General features: G+C 47.2%; 20 protein-coding genes. 18 read left to right on the plus strand and 2 right to left on the minus strand.

The genetic code is table 11. From position 1 onward, the window contains the following. Positions 1-54: 54 nt before the first annotated feature. The 13 genes from trxA (at position 55) to ACP4IT_RS04665 (ending at position 9,958) form a co-directional block, all read left to right on the plus strand. Entirely contained in the window at positions 55-381 is a 327-nt protein-coding gene (trxA, locus tag ACP4IT_RS04605; protein WP_011667128.1) for a thioredoxin, read from the plus strand. Continuing rightward, the gene (locus tag ACP4IT_RS04610) at positions 381-644 is read left to right on the plus strand and encodes a metal-sensitive transcriptional regulator (RefSeq protein ID WP_011667129.1); all 264 of its coding nucleotides are present in this window, start codon (positions 381-383) and stop codon (positions 642-644) included. The genes trxA and ACP4IT_RS04610 overlap by 1 nt, the downstream gene beginning before the upstream one ends. Before the next feature lie 73 nt (positions 645-717). Continuing rightward, positions 718-1,110: a fluoride efflux transporter FluC gene (locus ACP4IT_RS04615; RefSeq protein ID WP_011667130.1), complete on the plus strand. Its 393-nt coding sequence runs from the start codon at positions 718-720 to the stop codon at positions 1,108-1,110. Next, complete coding sequence (locus tag ACP4IT_RS04620) at positions 1,110-1,466, plus strand: fluoride efflux transporter FluC (RefSeq protein WP_011667131.1); 357 nt, start codon at positions 1,110-1,112, stop codon at positions 1,464-1,466. Before ACP4IT_RS04615 ends, ACP4IT_RS04620 begins: the two co-directional genes overlap by 1 nt. Before the next feature lie 74 nt (positions 1,467-1,540). Next, on the plus strand, positions 1,541-2,389 hold the full coding sequence (locus ACP4IT_RS04625; protein ID WP_011667132.1) for a hypothetical protein: 849 nt from the start codon (positions 1,541-1,543) through the stop codon (positions 2,387-2,389). A 129-nt stretch (positions 2,390-2,518) separates the two neighbouring features. Beyond that, positions 2,519-3,373, plus strand: coding sequence for an alpha/beta hydrolase (locus ACP4IT_RS04630; protein ID WP_082265133.1), 855 nt, complete (start codon positions 2,519-2,521; stop codon positions 3,371-3,373). A 100-nt stretch (positions 3,374-3,473) separates the two neighbouring features. Then, on the plus strand, positions 3,474-3,947 hold the full coding sequence (locus ACP4IT_RS04635; RefSeq protein WP_021742453.1) for an S-ribosylhomocysteine lyase: 474 nt from the start codon (positions 3,474-3,476) through the stop codon (positions 3,945-3,947). A gap of 98 nt (positions 3,948-4,045) precedes the next feature. Further along, positions 4,046-5,131 (plus strand): hypothetical protein, encoded by a 1,086-nt coding sequence (locus tag ACP4IT_RS04640; protein ID WP_015473223.1) that lies wholly within the window; start codon positions 4,046-4,048, stop codon positions 5,129-5,131. 198 nt (positions 5,132-5,329) lie between these two features. Further along, positions 5,330-6,643, plus strand: a complete 1,314-nt coding sequence (locus ACP4IT_RS04645) for a PTS transporter subunit EIIC (RefSeq protein WP_011667136.1) — start codon at positions 5,330-5,332, stop codon at positions 6,641-6,643. Continuing rightward, on the plus strand, positions 6,633-7,526 hold the full coding sequence (locus ACP4IT_RS04650; RefSeq protein ID WP_011667137.1) for an alpha/beta hydrolase: 894 nt from the start codon (positions 6,633-6,635) through the stop codon (positions 7,524-7,526). Before ACP4IT_RS04645 ends, ACP4IT_RS04650 begins: the two co-directional genes overlap by 11 nt. Positions 7,527-7,550: 24 nt before the next feature. Further along, positions 7,551-8,408 (plus strand): LysR family transcriptional regulator, encoded by an 858-nt coding sequence (locus ACP4IT_RS04655; protein ID WP_011667138.1) that lies wholly within the window; start codon positions 7,551-7,553, stop codon positions 8,406-8,408. A gap of 327 nt (positions 8,409-8,735) precedes the next feature. Next, positions 8,736-9,581, plus strand: a complete 846-nt coding sequence (locus ACP4IT_RS04660) for a sulfite exporter TauE/SafE family protein (protein ID WP_011667139.1) — start codon at positions 8,736-8,738, stop codon at positions 9,579-9,581. Beyond that, positions 9,581-9,958 carry a DUF1634 domain-containing protein gene (locus tag ACP4IT_RS04665; protein ID WP_011667140.1) on the plus strand — a complete coding sequence of 126 codons (378 nt, stop codon included), beginning with the start codon at positions 9,581-9,583 and terminating at the stop codon, positions 9,956-9,958. The genes ACP4IT_RS04660 and ACP4IT_RS04665 overlap by 1 nt, the downstream gene beginning before the upstream one ends. A 52-nt stretch (positions 9,959-10,010) precedes the next feature. Here ACP4IT_RS04665 and ACP4IT_RS04670 read toward each other — a convergent pair whose 3' ends face one another. Next, positions 10,011-10,769: an SDR family oxidoreductase gene (locus ACP4IT_RS04670; RefSeq protein ID WP_011667141.1), complete on the minus strand. Its 759-nt coding sequence runs from the start codon at positions 10,767-10,769 to the stop codon at positions 10,011-10,013. 175 nt (positions 10,770-10,944) lie between these two features. Between ACP4IT_RS04670 and ACP4IT_RS04675 the strand changes: the two genes are divergently transcribed. From ACP4IT_RS04675 to ACP4IT_RS04685, 3 genes are read left to right on the plus strand one after another with little or no spacing between them, the layout of a single operon-like run. Then, positions 10,945-12,180, plus strand: a complete 1,236-nt coding sequence (locus ACP4IT_RS04675) for a multidrug efflux MFS transporter (RefSeq protein WP_011667142.1) — start codon at positions 10,945-10,947, stop codon at positions 12,178-12,180. Beyond that, a complete protein-coding gene (locus ACP4IT_RS04680; RefSeq protein WP_015473228.1) occupies positions 12,177-12,356 on the plus strand; it encodes a hypothetical protein in 180 nt (59 codons plus the stop codon). Before ACP4IT_RS04675 ends, ACP4IT_RS04680 begins: the two co-directional genes overlap by 4 nt. Before the next feature lie 9 nt (positions 12,357-12,365). After that, complete coding sequence (locus ACP4IT_RS04685; protein ID WP_225350017.1) at positions 12,366-12,848, plus strand: GTP pyrophosphokinase; 483 nt, start codon at positions 12,366-12,368, stop codon at positions 12,846-12,848. Between the two features lie 75 nt (positions 12,849-12,923). Here the strand turns inward: ACP4IT_RS04685 and ACP4IT_RS04690 are convergent, their stop codons facing one another. Then, positions 12,924-13,124 (minus strand): YjzD family protein, encoded by a 201-nt coding sequence (locus ACP4IT_RS04690; protein ID WP_011667143.1) that lies wholly within the window; start codon positions 13,122-13,124, stop codon positions 12,924-12,926. A gap of 241 nt (positions 13,125-13,365) precedes the next feature. Here ACP4IT_RS04690 and ACP4IT_RS04695 point away from each other — a divergent pair, with 241 nt between their 5' ends. After that, entirely contained in the window at positions 13,366-14,532 is a 1,167-nt protein-coding gene (locus ACP4IT_RS04695; protein ID WP_011667144.1) for a cation:proton antiporter, read from the plus strand. 93 nt (positions 14,533-14,625) lie between these two features. Continuing rightward, entirely contained in the window at positions 14,626-14,808 is a 183-nt protein-coding gene (locus tag ACP4IT_RS04700) for a hypothetical protein (protein ID WP_011667145.1), read from the plus strand. Positions 14,809-14,818: the final 10 nt, after the last annotated feature.

Below are 14,818 nucleotides of genomic sequence, written 5' to 3' on the forward strand. Positions count from 1 at the left end.
ACCCCTTGGGGTATACTGCGGGTATTGAATATCTTTTTAGGGGGATTTAGCCAAATGCAAGCAATTACAAGCAAGGAATTTGAACATATTGGTGACGATACAGCCGTTACGGTTGTCGACTTTTGGGCCGATTGGTGTGGGCCATGTAAGATGCAGACCCCGGTCTTAGAGGATCTAGATCAGGCGTATGGTGATCAAGTTAAGTTTGCTTCACTTGATGTTGACCAGAATCAAGAACTGGCACAATCACTGGGAATTATGAGCATTCCATCGTTAGTGATTTTTAAAAACGGGATGCCAACGGAGAAGGTCGTTGGTTTTCACCCCAAGGCTGCACTGAAGAAGTATCTGGATGAAAAGCTTACCGAGGTAACGGCGTAATGGTTCAAACCACGGCGAATCAATTAAAGAATCGCTTGCGTCGGGCCGATGGTCAACTGCAAGGAATTCTAAAAATGGTTGATGAAGGCCGCGATTGTCAAGAAATCCTAACGCAATTGGCCGCCGTCCGATCAGGCGTTGAGCGGATGATGGGTGTGGTTGTGGCCGAAAACGTCAAGCAGTGTGTGGTCGATGAGTCGTTGACTGCTGAACAGCAAGCCCGGCTGCAATCAGCTTTAGACTTAGTTGTTAAAACCCACTGATTATTGTGAAAAGTCGCCGAGATGGCGGCTTTTTTGGTATAATAAATAGGCATTTTTGAGAGGAGCGTACACTGTGGCAAAGGGATTTTCGATTATGATTTTTGCATTTATTGGCGGCAGTAGTCGTTATTTAGTGGGGCAGGCCATGCCGGCAACCACTGGGTTTCCGTGGGCAACCTTACTGATTAATTTAGTGGGTTGTGGCGTGTTAGCGTGGCTATCCCATGCCAAGCGCCTCACGGCACACTGGCCAGAAGCAGTAACGATTGGTCTAGGGGTTGGTGGCGTTGGTGCGTTTACGACCTTCTCAACCTTTAGCGTCGAGACAGTTCGCTTACTTAATGGGCAGCATTGGGGGATAGCTGCTGCCTACCTGTCAGCCACTTTACTAGGAGGCTTATTGTGCAGTTGGTTAGGTGTCTGGACAGCGCGGCGGTGGTGGACCTTCCGCGTGGAGGAAGAGTGATGGTTGTGGTGGCTGGATTAGGCGCGGCTGTGGGGGCATTAGGCCGTTATGGACTGACGCGCTTAGTTCAGTCACTGTATGGCAATCAGTGGCCATTAGCAACGCTCTTGATTAATTGGTTGGGCTGTTTGATTCTGGGATTAATTACGGGATGGCATTGGGATCAAACAACGATGGTATTAGTTGGTACTGGCGTCTTGGGTGGGTTTACCACGTATTCGACCTTTAGCCATGAATTAGTGATGTTAGCTGACCAACGGCGATATCTAGCGATGCTGGGCTACCTGAGTGCTAGCGTTATTGGTGGTCTCTTATTGGCCTTTGGCGGTTTTAGTCTGGGTATGGTCATTCGATGATTGATTAGAGAAATTAGTGGCGTTTTAGTCAGCAATTTTCTATGATGAAGTTAACAAGGAAAGAGAAAGGCGCGATGAGTGTGACAGAACATCTGACCGTGACGGCGCAAAATGCTGCTTTACGGCAACAATTATCACCACAAAACCAAGCCTACTGGGATGCGTTAGTGGTGGCGCTACGACAACAACCTAAATTTAAAGATGAGGCGACGCTACAACAACACTTACGGGAATTATTGCCAAGTCTAATCGTGGCGCAATCGGCCCAACAGACTGCGGCCCAATTTTATGGCGGTGATCCGGAGACAGTGGCTGCCAAGATGGGACAACCGGCGCGAACCAAGCCGCAATGGTTGACTTGGGATTTACTGGTGCCCGTGTTGATTTTCATTTCTAGCGGCATTCTGCCAGCCATTATCTTACCGGCAATACCATTACAAGGGTTGTTGGTGGCCGTGCAATTTGGTCTGTTTGTCATTGCTATGGTGGTTGGTCTGGGCGTTACCCGGCAGGCAACGCTGAGACGGCGGGTCTTAAGCTGGCTTGCCATTGTGGTTGTGCTACTGGTTGCGATGGGCATTGCTGCTAAGACCGTCCCAGCGCGTGGACTCGTGTACTTTCCGCGTGGCGGTGGCAGTCTAGTATTAGTGGGGTTTGCCTTAGTGGTGACGGGTTTCACGTGGTGGCATCACCGACGGCATGTCACGTCCTGGTTCCCGGCGGTATTGGGGAGCTTGTGGATTACTACGTTATTGGCATTACTGGCGCGATTCACTGGGACCGCTGGCTTGATGGTCACGACTACCGGCAATTTATTAATTGGGGTTGGGACGATTTTGGGTGATGTTAGTATCTTAATTATCGGTTGGCACATTTGGCAACTACGGCAAACACTTGCCCAAAAGGCAACTGACGAGCACTGATGACGCGGTCATCAGTGCTTTTTTAGGCCAAGTGCTTGGTGCCACTTTGGCGGCATGGTACACTGAGATTAATTTCGTAACCGGTTTCTTTATCGGTCGAATAAGTTGTTTTTGGGGAGGATGTTTCAGTTGAAAAAGACGATTCAAGTTACACCGACGCGTAGTGGCCTCTGGCAGGATACCGATGTGACCTATGCTCAGGTTCCGGGATGGCTAGGACACGCCACGTTAGATCTCAAGTTAACCGTCATGCGGCCGTTTGAACACGCTAATCAGGCGTTACCCGTGATCTTTTGGTTTGGTGGTGGTGGCTGGATGGCAGTTGACCACAACGTCCATTTGCCGAACCTAGTTGATTTTGTGCGAGCGGGTTTTGTGGTGGTCAGTGTAGCCTACCGCAATAGTAACCAGGCGATTTGGCCAGCACCGTTAGTGGATGCGAAGAGTGCCATTCGGTATATGAAGGCGCATGCCGCCACGTATCAGATTGATCCGAATCGGATAGTGGTCATGGGCGAATCCGCTGGGGGCCATTTAGCTAGTATGGTTGCTGTGACGAATGGCCTGTCTCAGTTTGACGAAGGCCAGTATCTGGATTATACCAGTGAGGTTCAAGCGGCAGTACCGTGGTATGGGGTCGTCAATTTATTATCGGCTAAACAGGGGAGTCGCACGAACGATTTTGATTTCGTTTATCGAAATATTTTAGGCGCCGATCCAGAGACACATGCCGACTTGGTGGCTCAGGCTGATCCCCAACACTTTGTAACGGCGACGACGGTGCCCTTTTTACTGTTACATGGTACGGATGATGAAGTGGTCCCTATTGAAGATAGCCGCCAATTTTACCAGTGCTTAACGGCAAAAGAGGTAACGGCCGATTTAATTGAACTTGAGCATGCACAACACATGGATGAACAATTTATGCAGCCAGAGATTGTGACGTTGATTGTTGATTTTCTACGGCGCCAGTTGGCTATCTGAGGGAATAGTAGCCGTGATGGGGCGTTTAGGTGTAAAGTAAAGATGTAATCGCTAACTTAGCGGTCCATGAGCATCTATCATAACAAAGGAGTTGGCAATAATGGCAAAAGTTGAAAGTTTTACGTTAGACCACACCGCCGTTAAAGCACCATATGTTCGGTTAATTACGCGAGAAACTGGGACGAAGGGTGACGTGATCTCGAATTTTGATTTACGACTCGTCCAACCAAATGAAAACGCGATTCCGACGGCCGGATTACATACCATCGAGCATTTATTAGCGGGATATCTCCGTGATGAAATGAGCGGTGTCATTGACTGTTCACCGTTTGGGTGTCGGACGGGCTTCCATTTGATTACTTGGGGTGAACAATCGACAGAAGAAGTGGCTAAAGCATTGAAGGCTTCCTTGCATCGGATTGCTTACGATACGGAATGGAAGGACGTTCAAGGCACAGATAAGTACAGTTGTGGTAATTACCGCGACCACAGCTTATTCTCCGCTAAGGAATGGTGTAAAGCGATTTTGGATGAAGGTATTTCCAAGGACCCATTTACCCGAGAAGTTATTTAAGTGAATTAATGATGAGCCACGTACCGGATTATTTGGTGCGTGGCTTTTATTTTGCGTTACACTAAAGATAACTAGGTTAGGATAAGAAGGGGACTGTTATGTTCAGGTTACAGCGGTGGTTGATTGTGTTAGCTACGGTGTGCTTAACCGTCAGTCCATTGAGTGTGGCGACCGCTAAAACTTATCATCAGAAGTCGTCGGCCCTCAGTGTTGGCCGCAAGCGGACACTCAATGATCGACAGGTGCATTATGTGACGGCACCTAAAAAATATGCCCATGCGGCGCATCCACACGGACGAAATATCATGAAATCATCCCGGGGTGCGGCGGTGACATTCAAGACGTGGTACCAACTGCCATTACCAGGGTATCACGGTCAGGCATGGGGAAATCCGCAAAGTGTCACAACTTCAGGGCGTTACCTATACGTCTTGTATTGTCCGACGGCATGGCATAATCGCGGTCGGATTGTGCGGTATGATTTGCAAAAGCTCAAGCAAACCGGCTTATCGGCGACGCAACTGCAGACCATTTACTTGGCCCATGTGGGAGCTAAATTGGCTGCGCAGGCCGCTGTCAAAGTCGGTCCGGCGTTTGTGACAGGACACGGCCAATCTTTGGCCTATAATGGGCACAATCATCAATTATATCTGTGGTGCGATCGGGAAAAGAAGGCAGCAACGCCGATTAATCAATATGGTTATATTAACCAAATTAATCCGAAAACGTTAAAAACGCGCTACCAGATTCGATTTCGATTAAAGACGTGGCATTTTGCCGTACCTGGTGGGCATGTGTTAGCCTTTGATCGGCGAGGACGGGCGTACTTTTGGAGTCGACCAACATCCCAGACAGTTTACATCTATCAAGGATCAGTTAGTCGGCACCACGTTCACTTTCGGTTAACCCATCAGGTCTTGAAACACGGACCCGGTAGTCACGTTCAAAGTATGGGGTATAACCCACACACGAATCGGTTGTATTTGGTCGCAGATGGTTCTATAGCTAGTTTGCCGATTAGCAAGTTGGCTGGGAAGGGACATCTGACGTCACGGCAAGTTCGTTGGACCCGGCTGGCTTCAAAACGGGAATTTGAGGGATTAACCTTTACCAAGCAAGGCCGTGCGATCGTGTTAAGTAATCATAACCCCGAAGTATTGATGGGTAATCGAACGGCTTGGTAAATGTATGTTGGGCTGTAGCTAAATGAACAATCAAACTGGTTATTAAGAGCAAATGCTAAATTTCTACGGAGTTTTAGCGTTTTTTATTGGGCGCTAGTTGGTGAAATTAGCATAATAAAATTTATAAAACATTGTCGTATTATTTCAGATGAAGACTTGTATAATAGGAATAATCGAAAGTTTCAAGGGGGAGTAGAAATGAAGCAACCACATTTGTTGCGCGGATTATGGCAGTTGAATCAGCGACTAAGTCAATGGCGAATGATGCAAGCTATTACAGCTGCGTTGCGGTTGGTTTATCCGTTTGTACTGGTTATGACCTTCATTGACGTGATTGGTCAAGGTTTTTTAATGAAGACCGGTTTCTTTTATCAGATTTACCACATTGGACACTGGTTACCCGGTATTACCATTTGGCAGCAAGGGTTTACGGCGTTGGGACTGGTGATTAATGGAGTTGTAGCCGTGATGATTGCGTTTGCGACGGGTTACTATTTGGCGCGGAGTTATCACGGGGACGCGTTAACGGTCGGCATTATGAGCGCATTAGCCTTTTTAACGTTGAACTTAAACTATGGGGCGCTAGGTGCGGCTCATGCGGGAGTGAGTGGTGTCCCACCATTTGTGACGACCAATCTGGGGCCGCAAGGAATTTTTCTGGCAATTGTGATTGGGCTGACCGTGGGTTGGCTGGCTAGCCATCTGATGCGGGGGGTGGCCACTTGGTATTTACGCCATCCACGACTGGGGCAGCTCGGATGGACCGGACGGATTGCGATTCCACTGATGAGTGTTTTAATTATGAACGGCGCGATTGGTCTAGGATTAAGTTGGTTAAACCATGGCGGGCTAAATGGCCTCGTCTATCAGGGTCTCAGCAACCTAGTAACCAATCCGGGGCATCGTGGACTTGTCATCTTGGCAGTGACAGCGTTGAATAATCTTTTCTGGTGGTTAGGGCTGATTGGTCCAGTGTCTTTAGCTGGTAATAGTGCCGTGACGTCGCTACAGAATTTAGCGTACGCCGTGCAGCATGGTTCTGGTTGGGGCGCTCCTAATCCGATTACGCTACATACGTTAGGCGATGCCTATGCAAACTTTGGTGGTGCGGGGATGACACTAGCGTTAGTGATTGCGATTTGGATAGGGTCCAAGCAAGTTAGCTATCGTCGGATAGCCAACCAAACCTTTTTACCGAATTTGGTGAATTTAAATGAGCCCATTTTATTGGGGTTACCCGTCTTGTTTAATCCCATTTTATTGATTCCATTTATTGTGGCACCTGCTGTTAATATTGTTTTAGCTTGGTGCGCGATTACGTGGAAGTTGGTGCCACCAATCGTTTATCCGGTTCCTCGGACGACGCCAGGACCATTAATGGCCTTTTTAGGGACTGGTGGTGACTGGCGGGCCTTCATCTTGAGCCTGGTGTGTCTGGTAGTGTCCGTCTTGATTTACTTGCCATTTATTCAGGTGTTAAATCAGGAAGGGGGGTCTGACCATGCGGCATAATTGGTGGCGCTGGCTACTAGGAATTGGGCTGATTTTAGTGGTCTTTATTCCCAGTCTAGCGTGGATGCAGCATCGCGTGACGCATTATAAATCGAACTATAAAACACCGCTGAATCCCACGATTATGGTGCCGGGGTCGAGTGCCAGTCAAAACCGGTTTGATGCGTTAATTTCGGAGTTGCGTAAAGAAACTAAAGTGGGACATAGTGTTCTAAAGGTCAAGGTCGCTACGAATGGTCAAGTGTCTTATACGGGGTCAATTCGGCGCGGAGACAACCAACCGTTTATCGTGATTGCTTTTGAAAATAATCAAGATGGCTATACGAATATTAACAAACAGGCCCAGTGGCTAAATATCGCATTTAAGGATCTCGTCAAAACGTATCATTTTAACCATTTCTCGGCTTTGGGTCATTCCAATGGTGGCTTAATTCTAAGTTTATTTTTAGAAAAGTATTTTAGTGAAACGAAGCACGTCAACATTGATCGCCTAATGACGATTGCGACGCCGTATAATATGGAATCTGATAGTACGACCACACGCACGGCTATCCTGAAAGAATTGATTGCGGGACGTGAACAGCTACCAAAGAAGCTGACGGTTTATTCGGTTGCGGGGACGGAAAACTATTCTAGTGACGGGACCGTTCCTGCCAACAGTGTGAATCAAGGAAAATACGTCTTTCAAAATCAGGTGGCCCATTACACCCAAATTACGGTGACCGGTGATAATACAACGCATTCGGATTTACCACAAAATAAACAAATTGTTCTATTGATTCGGCAATATCTGCTCCAAGAAGAGTTGCCTGCTAAGGAACGGGCCAATAATCGCTCTGGTATTGTTCGTCGTTCAATTACGGGTGAGGCGGGTCTTCCTTAACGTTAGATGAAGTGAGGTGGCAACGTGAATTTTCGACAGTTAGAATATTTCCTAGCAGTAGCCAATGCCGGTCAAATCACAGCGGCAGCCCAACAACTGCATATGGCCCAGCCGCCATTAAGTTATCAGATTAAGCAATTGGAGGCCGAGCTAGGTGTCACCTTGTTAAATCGGGCGACAACGGGAATAACCCTGACACCAGCAGGACAGTTATTGCGAGACTATGCTCAACAACTGGTGGATTTACGGGACCGTGCTGATGGTCAAGTACGATCGCTGGGTCAAGGCTTAGCCGGTGTTTTATCAGTTGGGGTGATTTCATCTTCGATGGGTGCCACGCCCAATGCAAAATTACGGACTCTGACGCGACATTATCCCAAGGTTCAAATTCGACTATTCGAGGATAATACGTATGGCTTGATTGACCGGCTGGCTAAGCATCTCATTGATGTGGCGATTGTTCGCACGCCTTTCACGGCGCCAGGACTAGCCAGCAAAACGTTACAGACAGAATCAATGGTGGCCGTTGTCCCGCAAAAATACGATCATTTTCAAGCGGCGACACTTAAGGTTGAGGATTTGGCTACGGTGCCACTGATTGTTTATCGACGATTTGAGCATTTGTTTCAAACGACCTTTACGGAAAAGCAAATTTCGCCATTTATTGCGTGTACGTGTGATGATGCCCGGACAGCTGTGCAGTGGGCGGAGGCGCGAATGGGAGTGGCAATCGTCCCCCGTTCCGTTGCCGAGCAAGCAACAGGAGTGACGATTCATGTGCGGCCAATTCGTTATCAGCCGTGGCGGACCACACTAAAGATTGTGTGGCCGGCAGATATTACGCCGAGCCCGTTGGTGCAGCGCTTCATTGACAGTTACTAGATATATGCTAAATACAAAATAGACCAGCTTACCATATTATTTTTATATGGCGAGTTGGCCTATTTTTGTAAGCGATTAAGTGGTGACTCTAGCGCCAATGCTGCCTACATGGTTGCGGGGGATTAAGAGTAAGGGGCAGTAGGTTATATTTGAAAATCATTGATCAAAATAGTGAAATTAATCTACGAGTATGCTGACTTAAAGCTTATTTTTATTGTGAATGAAAATTCAATCGGTATGGACGACGCAGTGTGACTGGCTTGCCGCTCACGGAGGAAAGGTTGATAATTGATAGCGTAAGTTCAATTGATTGGAGGAATAATTGCGATGATTCAAACAGCGATACTGATGCTTGCTGTAGGTATTTTTGCAGGCATTGCCGGGGCTATTCTCGGCATTGGTGGGGGGATGATTATCACCCCAATTTTAACTTTAGGGATGGGATTAAATATAAAATATGCGATCGGTGCCAGTATTATTGCCGTGATTGCGACCAGTTCAGGGTCTACGATCGCTTATCTTAGGGATAACGTACTAAACTTACGGGTCGCCATGTTCTTGGAAATTGCGACGACAACCGGCGCCATTGTTGGCGCATTGCTGACGGGTGTATTAGACCCCAAGTACCTATATTTACTCTTTGGGTGCTTACTCGTCTTTTCAGGGTGGAACATGTACCGCAAGTTACGGCGCGGACAAGAGGTTTTGCAACGGGTTGAGCCGGACAAGATTGCCGCGAAGTTGAAGCTGAATGGCTCATACTTCGACAAGGCTGAGATGAAAAACGTTGATTACCAAGTGGAACATGTGCCCGCTGGTTTTTCTGTGATGTTTGGTGCCGGAGTTGCCAGTGGTCTACTGGGAATTGGGTCTGGTGCGTTCAAGGTTATGGCGATGGATACGTTCATGAAGATGCCCCTTAAACCTTCTAGTTCAACATCTAATCTGATGATGGGCGTGACGGCTGCCGCTAGTGCCACCGTTTATTTCTTCAATGGGGCGATTTTACCGAGCATTGCGGTACCGATGGCGCTGGGGATTTTAGGGGGTGCCGTGATCGGTTCGCGTATCATGCAGGTCCTACCGGCGCGCTGGATTCGCATCGTCTTTATTCCGATCATTCTCTACATTGGATTGGAAATGTTATTTAAAGGATTGGGGGTTCATTTCTAATGGCTGCAAAAGAACCAACCACCGCCAAAGAAATGGCGCAAGTGCAAACGATCATTGGTCGTATTCTCCAAGTGGGGGTCATTTTTTCCGCAATTGTGATGTTAATTGGCCTGGTGTTATTTTTGGTGAGTGGCCAGTCGGGCTATAGTGGGTCATATGTGCCGCGACGAATGGGCTTAATTCTCCAAGGAACTTGGCAGTTAAAGCCGTATGCCATCATGATGCTGGGCGTTTATTGTCTGATTTTAACGCCAGTATTGCGAGTCGTCGTTTCAATCTACGCTTTTTATAAGGAACATGATCGTTTATACGTGGCAATAACGACACTAGTCTTAGCAATCTTATTAGTCGCCTTAGCCATTGGGGTTACAGGATAAAAGCACCTAAAAAAAGGAACGAGATCAGCTCTCGTTCCTTTTTGTATATAAGTTATTGAGCGGTATAACCACCATCAACTACAAATTCAGAACCCGTTGCAAATTTAGATTCGTTAGAAGCCAAGTAAACACAGATGTAGGCAATATCGTTAGGTTCACCGATATGGCCCATTGGCGTCTTGGTCCGTTGTGACATCGCTTCTTCGGCCCCTGGTAGGTCATCAACCAATGGTGTCTTGATGTAGCCAGGGTGAACAGTGTTTACCCGAACATCGTAGTCCTTTAGGGCACAATCTAAGGCAGCTGACTTGGACATAATCCGTACGGCCCCTTTAGATGCGTTGTAAGCCCCTAAGCTAGGATCACCCACAAAGCCTTCGATCGAAGACATGTTGATGATGGAAGCCCCTAAGCCTTTGTTCTTCATCCGTTGAATCCCTAATCGGGTACCGAAGAAGACACCATCAAGGTTGACGGCTAATAGTTTACGCCATTCAGCAGTCGTGGTTTCTTCGACACTCTTGTTAACCGCGATCCCAGCGTTATTAACTAATGTAGAAACTGGGCCAAAGGCTTTTTCCGTTGCATCGAATAATTTCGTCCAGCCGTCTTCATCGGAAGAATCATGTTGGAAAAATTGAATCTGATCAGGAGTGCCGACACTCTTAGCTGCTTTTTCACCAACATCGCTGTGCCGGCCGGTAATCATGACCTTAGCCCCTTCTTCAACGAACTTCGTGGCGATAGCTAAACCGATACCCAACGTACCACCTGTAACGATTGCTACTTTTCCATCTAACCGGTTTGACATTTGAACGACCTCCATTTATTTAGTGAAAATAATCACATACGATGCTGCTATTATGCACCTTTTTTTTCGCTTTGCCAAGTTTTTTGTAAATTATTTTCACGTTTGTCAGGGTAGCGACCAATGGGGTGGAATATGCTACACTTATCGAAGAAGATGATAAGTGAGGCGAATCACCGTGGGGACACGTCAACCAGAACAATGGCGCCGTAATCTGGCGGTTTTATGGTTAGGAACATTCATTGCTGGCATGGGCTTTAGTGAAGTCATGCCGTTTATTTCGTTATATGTTGACGACTTGGGCCACTTTACCAAGGGACAGTTAACCATTTACAGTGGGCTGACCTATGCGGTAACGTTTCTGGTGATCGCACTGGTATCGCCTTTATGGGGCAAGTTAGCTGATCGGAAAGGCCGCAAGTTAATGCTGTTACGGTCATCGTTGGGAATGGCCGTCGTTATTGGCTTAATGGGTTTTGTTACCAATGTTTGGCAATTAATTGGCCTACGTTTCTTACAAGGTTTTTTCGCGGGATATATTCCTAATGCCAGTGCACTGATTGCGGCAGAAACGCCCCAAGCGAAGAGTGGCAACGCACTGGGGATCTTAACGACGGGCTACGTTAGTGGTAATTTGATTGGCCCGGTGTTGGGTGGTATTTTAGCACAAGTCTTCTCAATTCGCTGGACGTTCATTTTGACAGGCATTTTTCTCGTCATTGTTTTCATTCTAAGTGCGACATTGGTGCATGAGCATTTCACGCCAATCAGTAAAGAAAAGCAAGCCCAGGCTGGTTTCTGGTTGGGGCAAGTGAAGAATCCGACGTTGATTATCGTCTTATTGGTCTCAACCATGTTTATTCAGATGGGAAATAATTCGATCACGCCGATTATCAGTCTCTATGTACGTCAGCTGATGGGCAACCAAGGCCCCATCACGTTAGTGGCCGGAATTGTTGCGGCGTTACCCGGTATTTCGACGTTAATGGCAGCGCCCAAATTAGGTGAGTATGGGGATCGCAAGGGAACCCAACGCGTCTTGATTTTTGGCTACGCGTTTGCCGTTTTGATGTACTTTCCCCAGGGATTCGTAACTAGCGTTTGGCTACTAGGCCTGTTTCGCTTCATGATTGGGATCTCTGATGGGGCACTGTTTCCAGCGGTGCAGACGATGCTAACGAAAAATGTGCCACACACATTAACGGGAACGGTCTTTAGTTGGAACCAGTCATTTCAGGCCTTAGGAAGCATGTTAGGCTCGATGTTGGGAGGCTTTGTAGCCAACTGGTTTAACTACAATGGTGTCTTTATCTTTACGGCATTCAGTCTCTTGTTGAACTTCCTTCTATTATGGTGGTTGGTACCAGAGATTCGCCAATGGCGGGGACCCGCATCCAAGGAGGCGTCTAAATGACCACTGATAATTTACCAGCACAATTTCCCAATGATCCCACATCACTTGAGGCCATCGATCGGTTTCGTTCGCTGATGTTAAACTATCGTAGCGCTGTTCAAGTGGTGCGAACCAAGATTCATTACTTAGACCAAGAATATCAAATTCAAAACGGGCATACGTTAGTCGATAGTTGACAGTCACGCATTAAGTCACCGGAAAGCATCTTAGAAAAAGTACAACGTAAGCACTTGGATTTTAATTTTGAGACGTTACCGCAACAGATGCATGACATTGCGGGGATTCGGATCATCGTTCGTTTCGAAGATGACATTGTGGCGATGGAGCGACGATTGGAAAAGCAACCTGATATTAAGGTTCTTCAACGTAAGGATTATGTGACGCGTCCTAAGTCAAATGGTTACCGCAGTTTGCATCTGATCTTGGCAGTGCCGGTGTACTTGGCTGCTGGGGTCAAGGCTGTGACAGTTGAGATGCAGATCCGGACGATTGCCATGAACTTCTGGGCGTCACTTGAGCATGAATTGAGCTATAAGAAAAATGTTCAACACCAAGCCGAATTGCGGCAAGAACTTGTCGAGAAAGCCCAACTGGTCCATCAACTAGACCAAGATATGAATGACATTAAGAATCAGATTCGTTCAGAGGAATCTGATTCCATGTCTTGAGACGGTGATTGAACGCACAAAAAAAGCCTTAGCATACGCCAAGGCTCCGGTTTATCGATCATGCTTAATGTGAAATTATTTTTCACTCGAAGCTTGGTCGTCACGGCTAAGTAGCGCGATCCCATTGACCGCGACCACCGCAACAACTGCCATTAAGATGCCCAATTGTAGGGGCTTCCAAGTCATTTGTTCCAGCGTCCCACCAATGTAACCGACAACTTCACCAAAGATGACGGACCAAAAGATCACGACTAAATTAGATTCAAGCCACTTCACACGTGTCACCTCACAATCGTTATTAGTTTACCACGATTGCGGACAAATGGGGAGTTAAGTTTGTTAGTGATCTAAATATCTGAAATGGGGCGTGACTGTTGCGGTGACTGTGGGTATCAGGTATAATAATGACCATACGAATACGAACTGGTTGAAGCGACTGCTTTCAAGAATAAGTTCCGCCTTGGGTTGGGTGGACTATTTTGAAGTGGGCGCTTTTTTTAATTTAAGGAGGCTACTTGTGGAGTTATTACGAGATTTAACCTTGATTTTATTGGCGACAACGGTGGTTGGACATTACTGCACACGAATTGGGATTCCCGCCGTGATTGGTCAGTTACTAGTCGGCGTGATTGTGGGGCCGGCGATGCTTGGTTGGCTGTCGTTAACCCATTCGCTGGAAAGTTTTGCCGAGATTGGTGTCATTATTTTAATGTTTATTGCTGGATTAGAGAGTGACTTACAGTTATTGAAACGCTACTTGAAACCTAGCGTGTTGGTGGCCTTACTCGGTGTCTTGATCCCGGTTGCCGGGGTCTATCTAGTGGGGATGGTCTATCAGTTAAATACAGTTGAAAGTCTGTTCATCAGTGTTATCTTTGCCGCGACGTCGGTGTCGATTTCGGTGGAAGTGTTGAAGGAAATGAATGCACTGAATAGCCGTGAAGGGACGACAATTCTGGGGGCGGCGGTCGTTGATGATGTGTTGGCGGTGATTATTTTGAGCGTGTTGATTAGCACGACTGGAACCGCCGTTGGTACGACCGCAGCGTCTTCTAATCTATTGTTGACGACCTTGGAACAATTAGTCTACTTTGCTGCCATTTATTTTGTGGTTCGTTGGCTAGCACCTTACATGGTCCAGATTGGTCAGCGGCTGATGATTCCAATGGGCTCAACATTGATGGCGATTATTTTATGTTTTGGAATGGCTTATGTCGCCGAACTTGTAGGTTTGAGTGATGTGGTCGGTGCGTTCTTTGCCGGGATTGCCATTTCACAAACGAGTGCCAAGGAAACGGTGGATCACCATATCGAACCAGTAGGCTATGCCTTGTTTATTCCCGTCTTTTTTGTCAGTATTGGGCTGAATATGAGCTTTACCGGACTGGGTAAGCAACTGGGATTTATCGCTGTCTTGACGGTCGTCGCGGTGCTGAGTAAACAACTGGGTGCCGGTGCTGGGGCTAAACTAGCCGGGTTTACTGGCGCCAGTTCCTTAGCCGTTGGGGCTGGGATGGTTTCGCGAGGAGAGATGGCGTTAATCATTGCCCAAATCGGCTATCAGGCGAAGTTGATGTCAGCCTCGCGGTATTCAGCGATCGTGGCGGCAATCATCTTAGCGACATTGCTAGCCCCATTCCTGTTGCGCTGGACGATGGATCGTGTCCGAAAAACCGCGGAATAGTTAGTCGCTTAACGAAGTGGTCGTGATTGAAGTGAATTTGTAACTGACGATGGGTGGGCCTCCTATACTAAAAGTAAATGGGAGGTGGCACACATGATCTTCAATCGACATTTTTATCGGAGTATTGCCTTTTGGCTAGGATGGGGATTCATTGGCCTAAATGTTTGGCTGGGCTGGCCCGTTCAAGAAACGAAGGTAATGTGGTGGGGGATGCTTGGTGTATTAGTCATCGGTGTGGTATTAGTCGTTACAGGGCTTTTACGTAATCAAGAGTAAAGGAAAAGCG

It is taken from the genome of Levilactobacillus sp. LN180102 (assembly GCF_050106635.1).
Taxonomy (GTDB): Bacteria; Bacillota; Bacilli; order Lactobacillales; family Lactobacillaceae; genus Levilactobacillus; species Levilactobacillus brevis.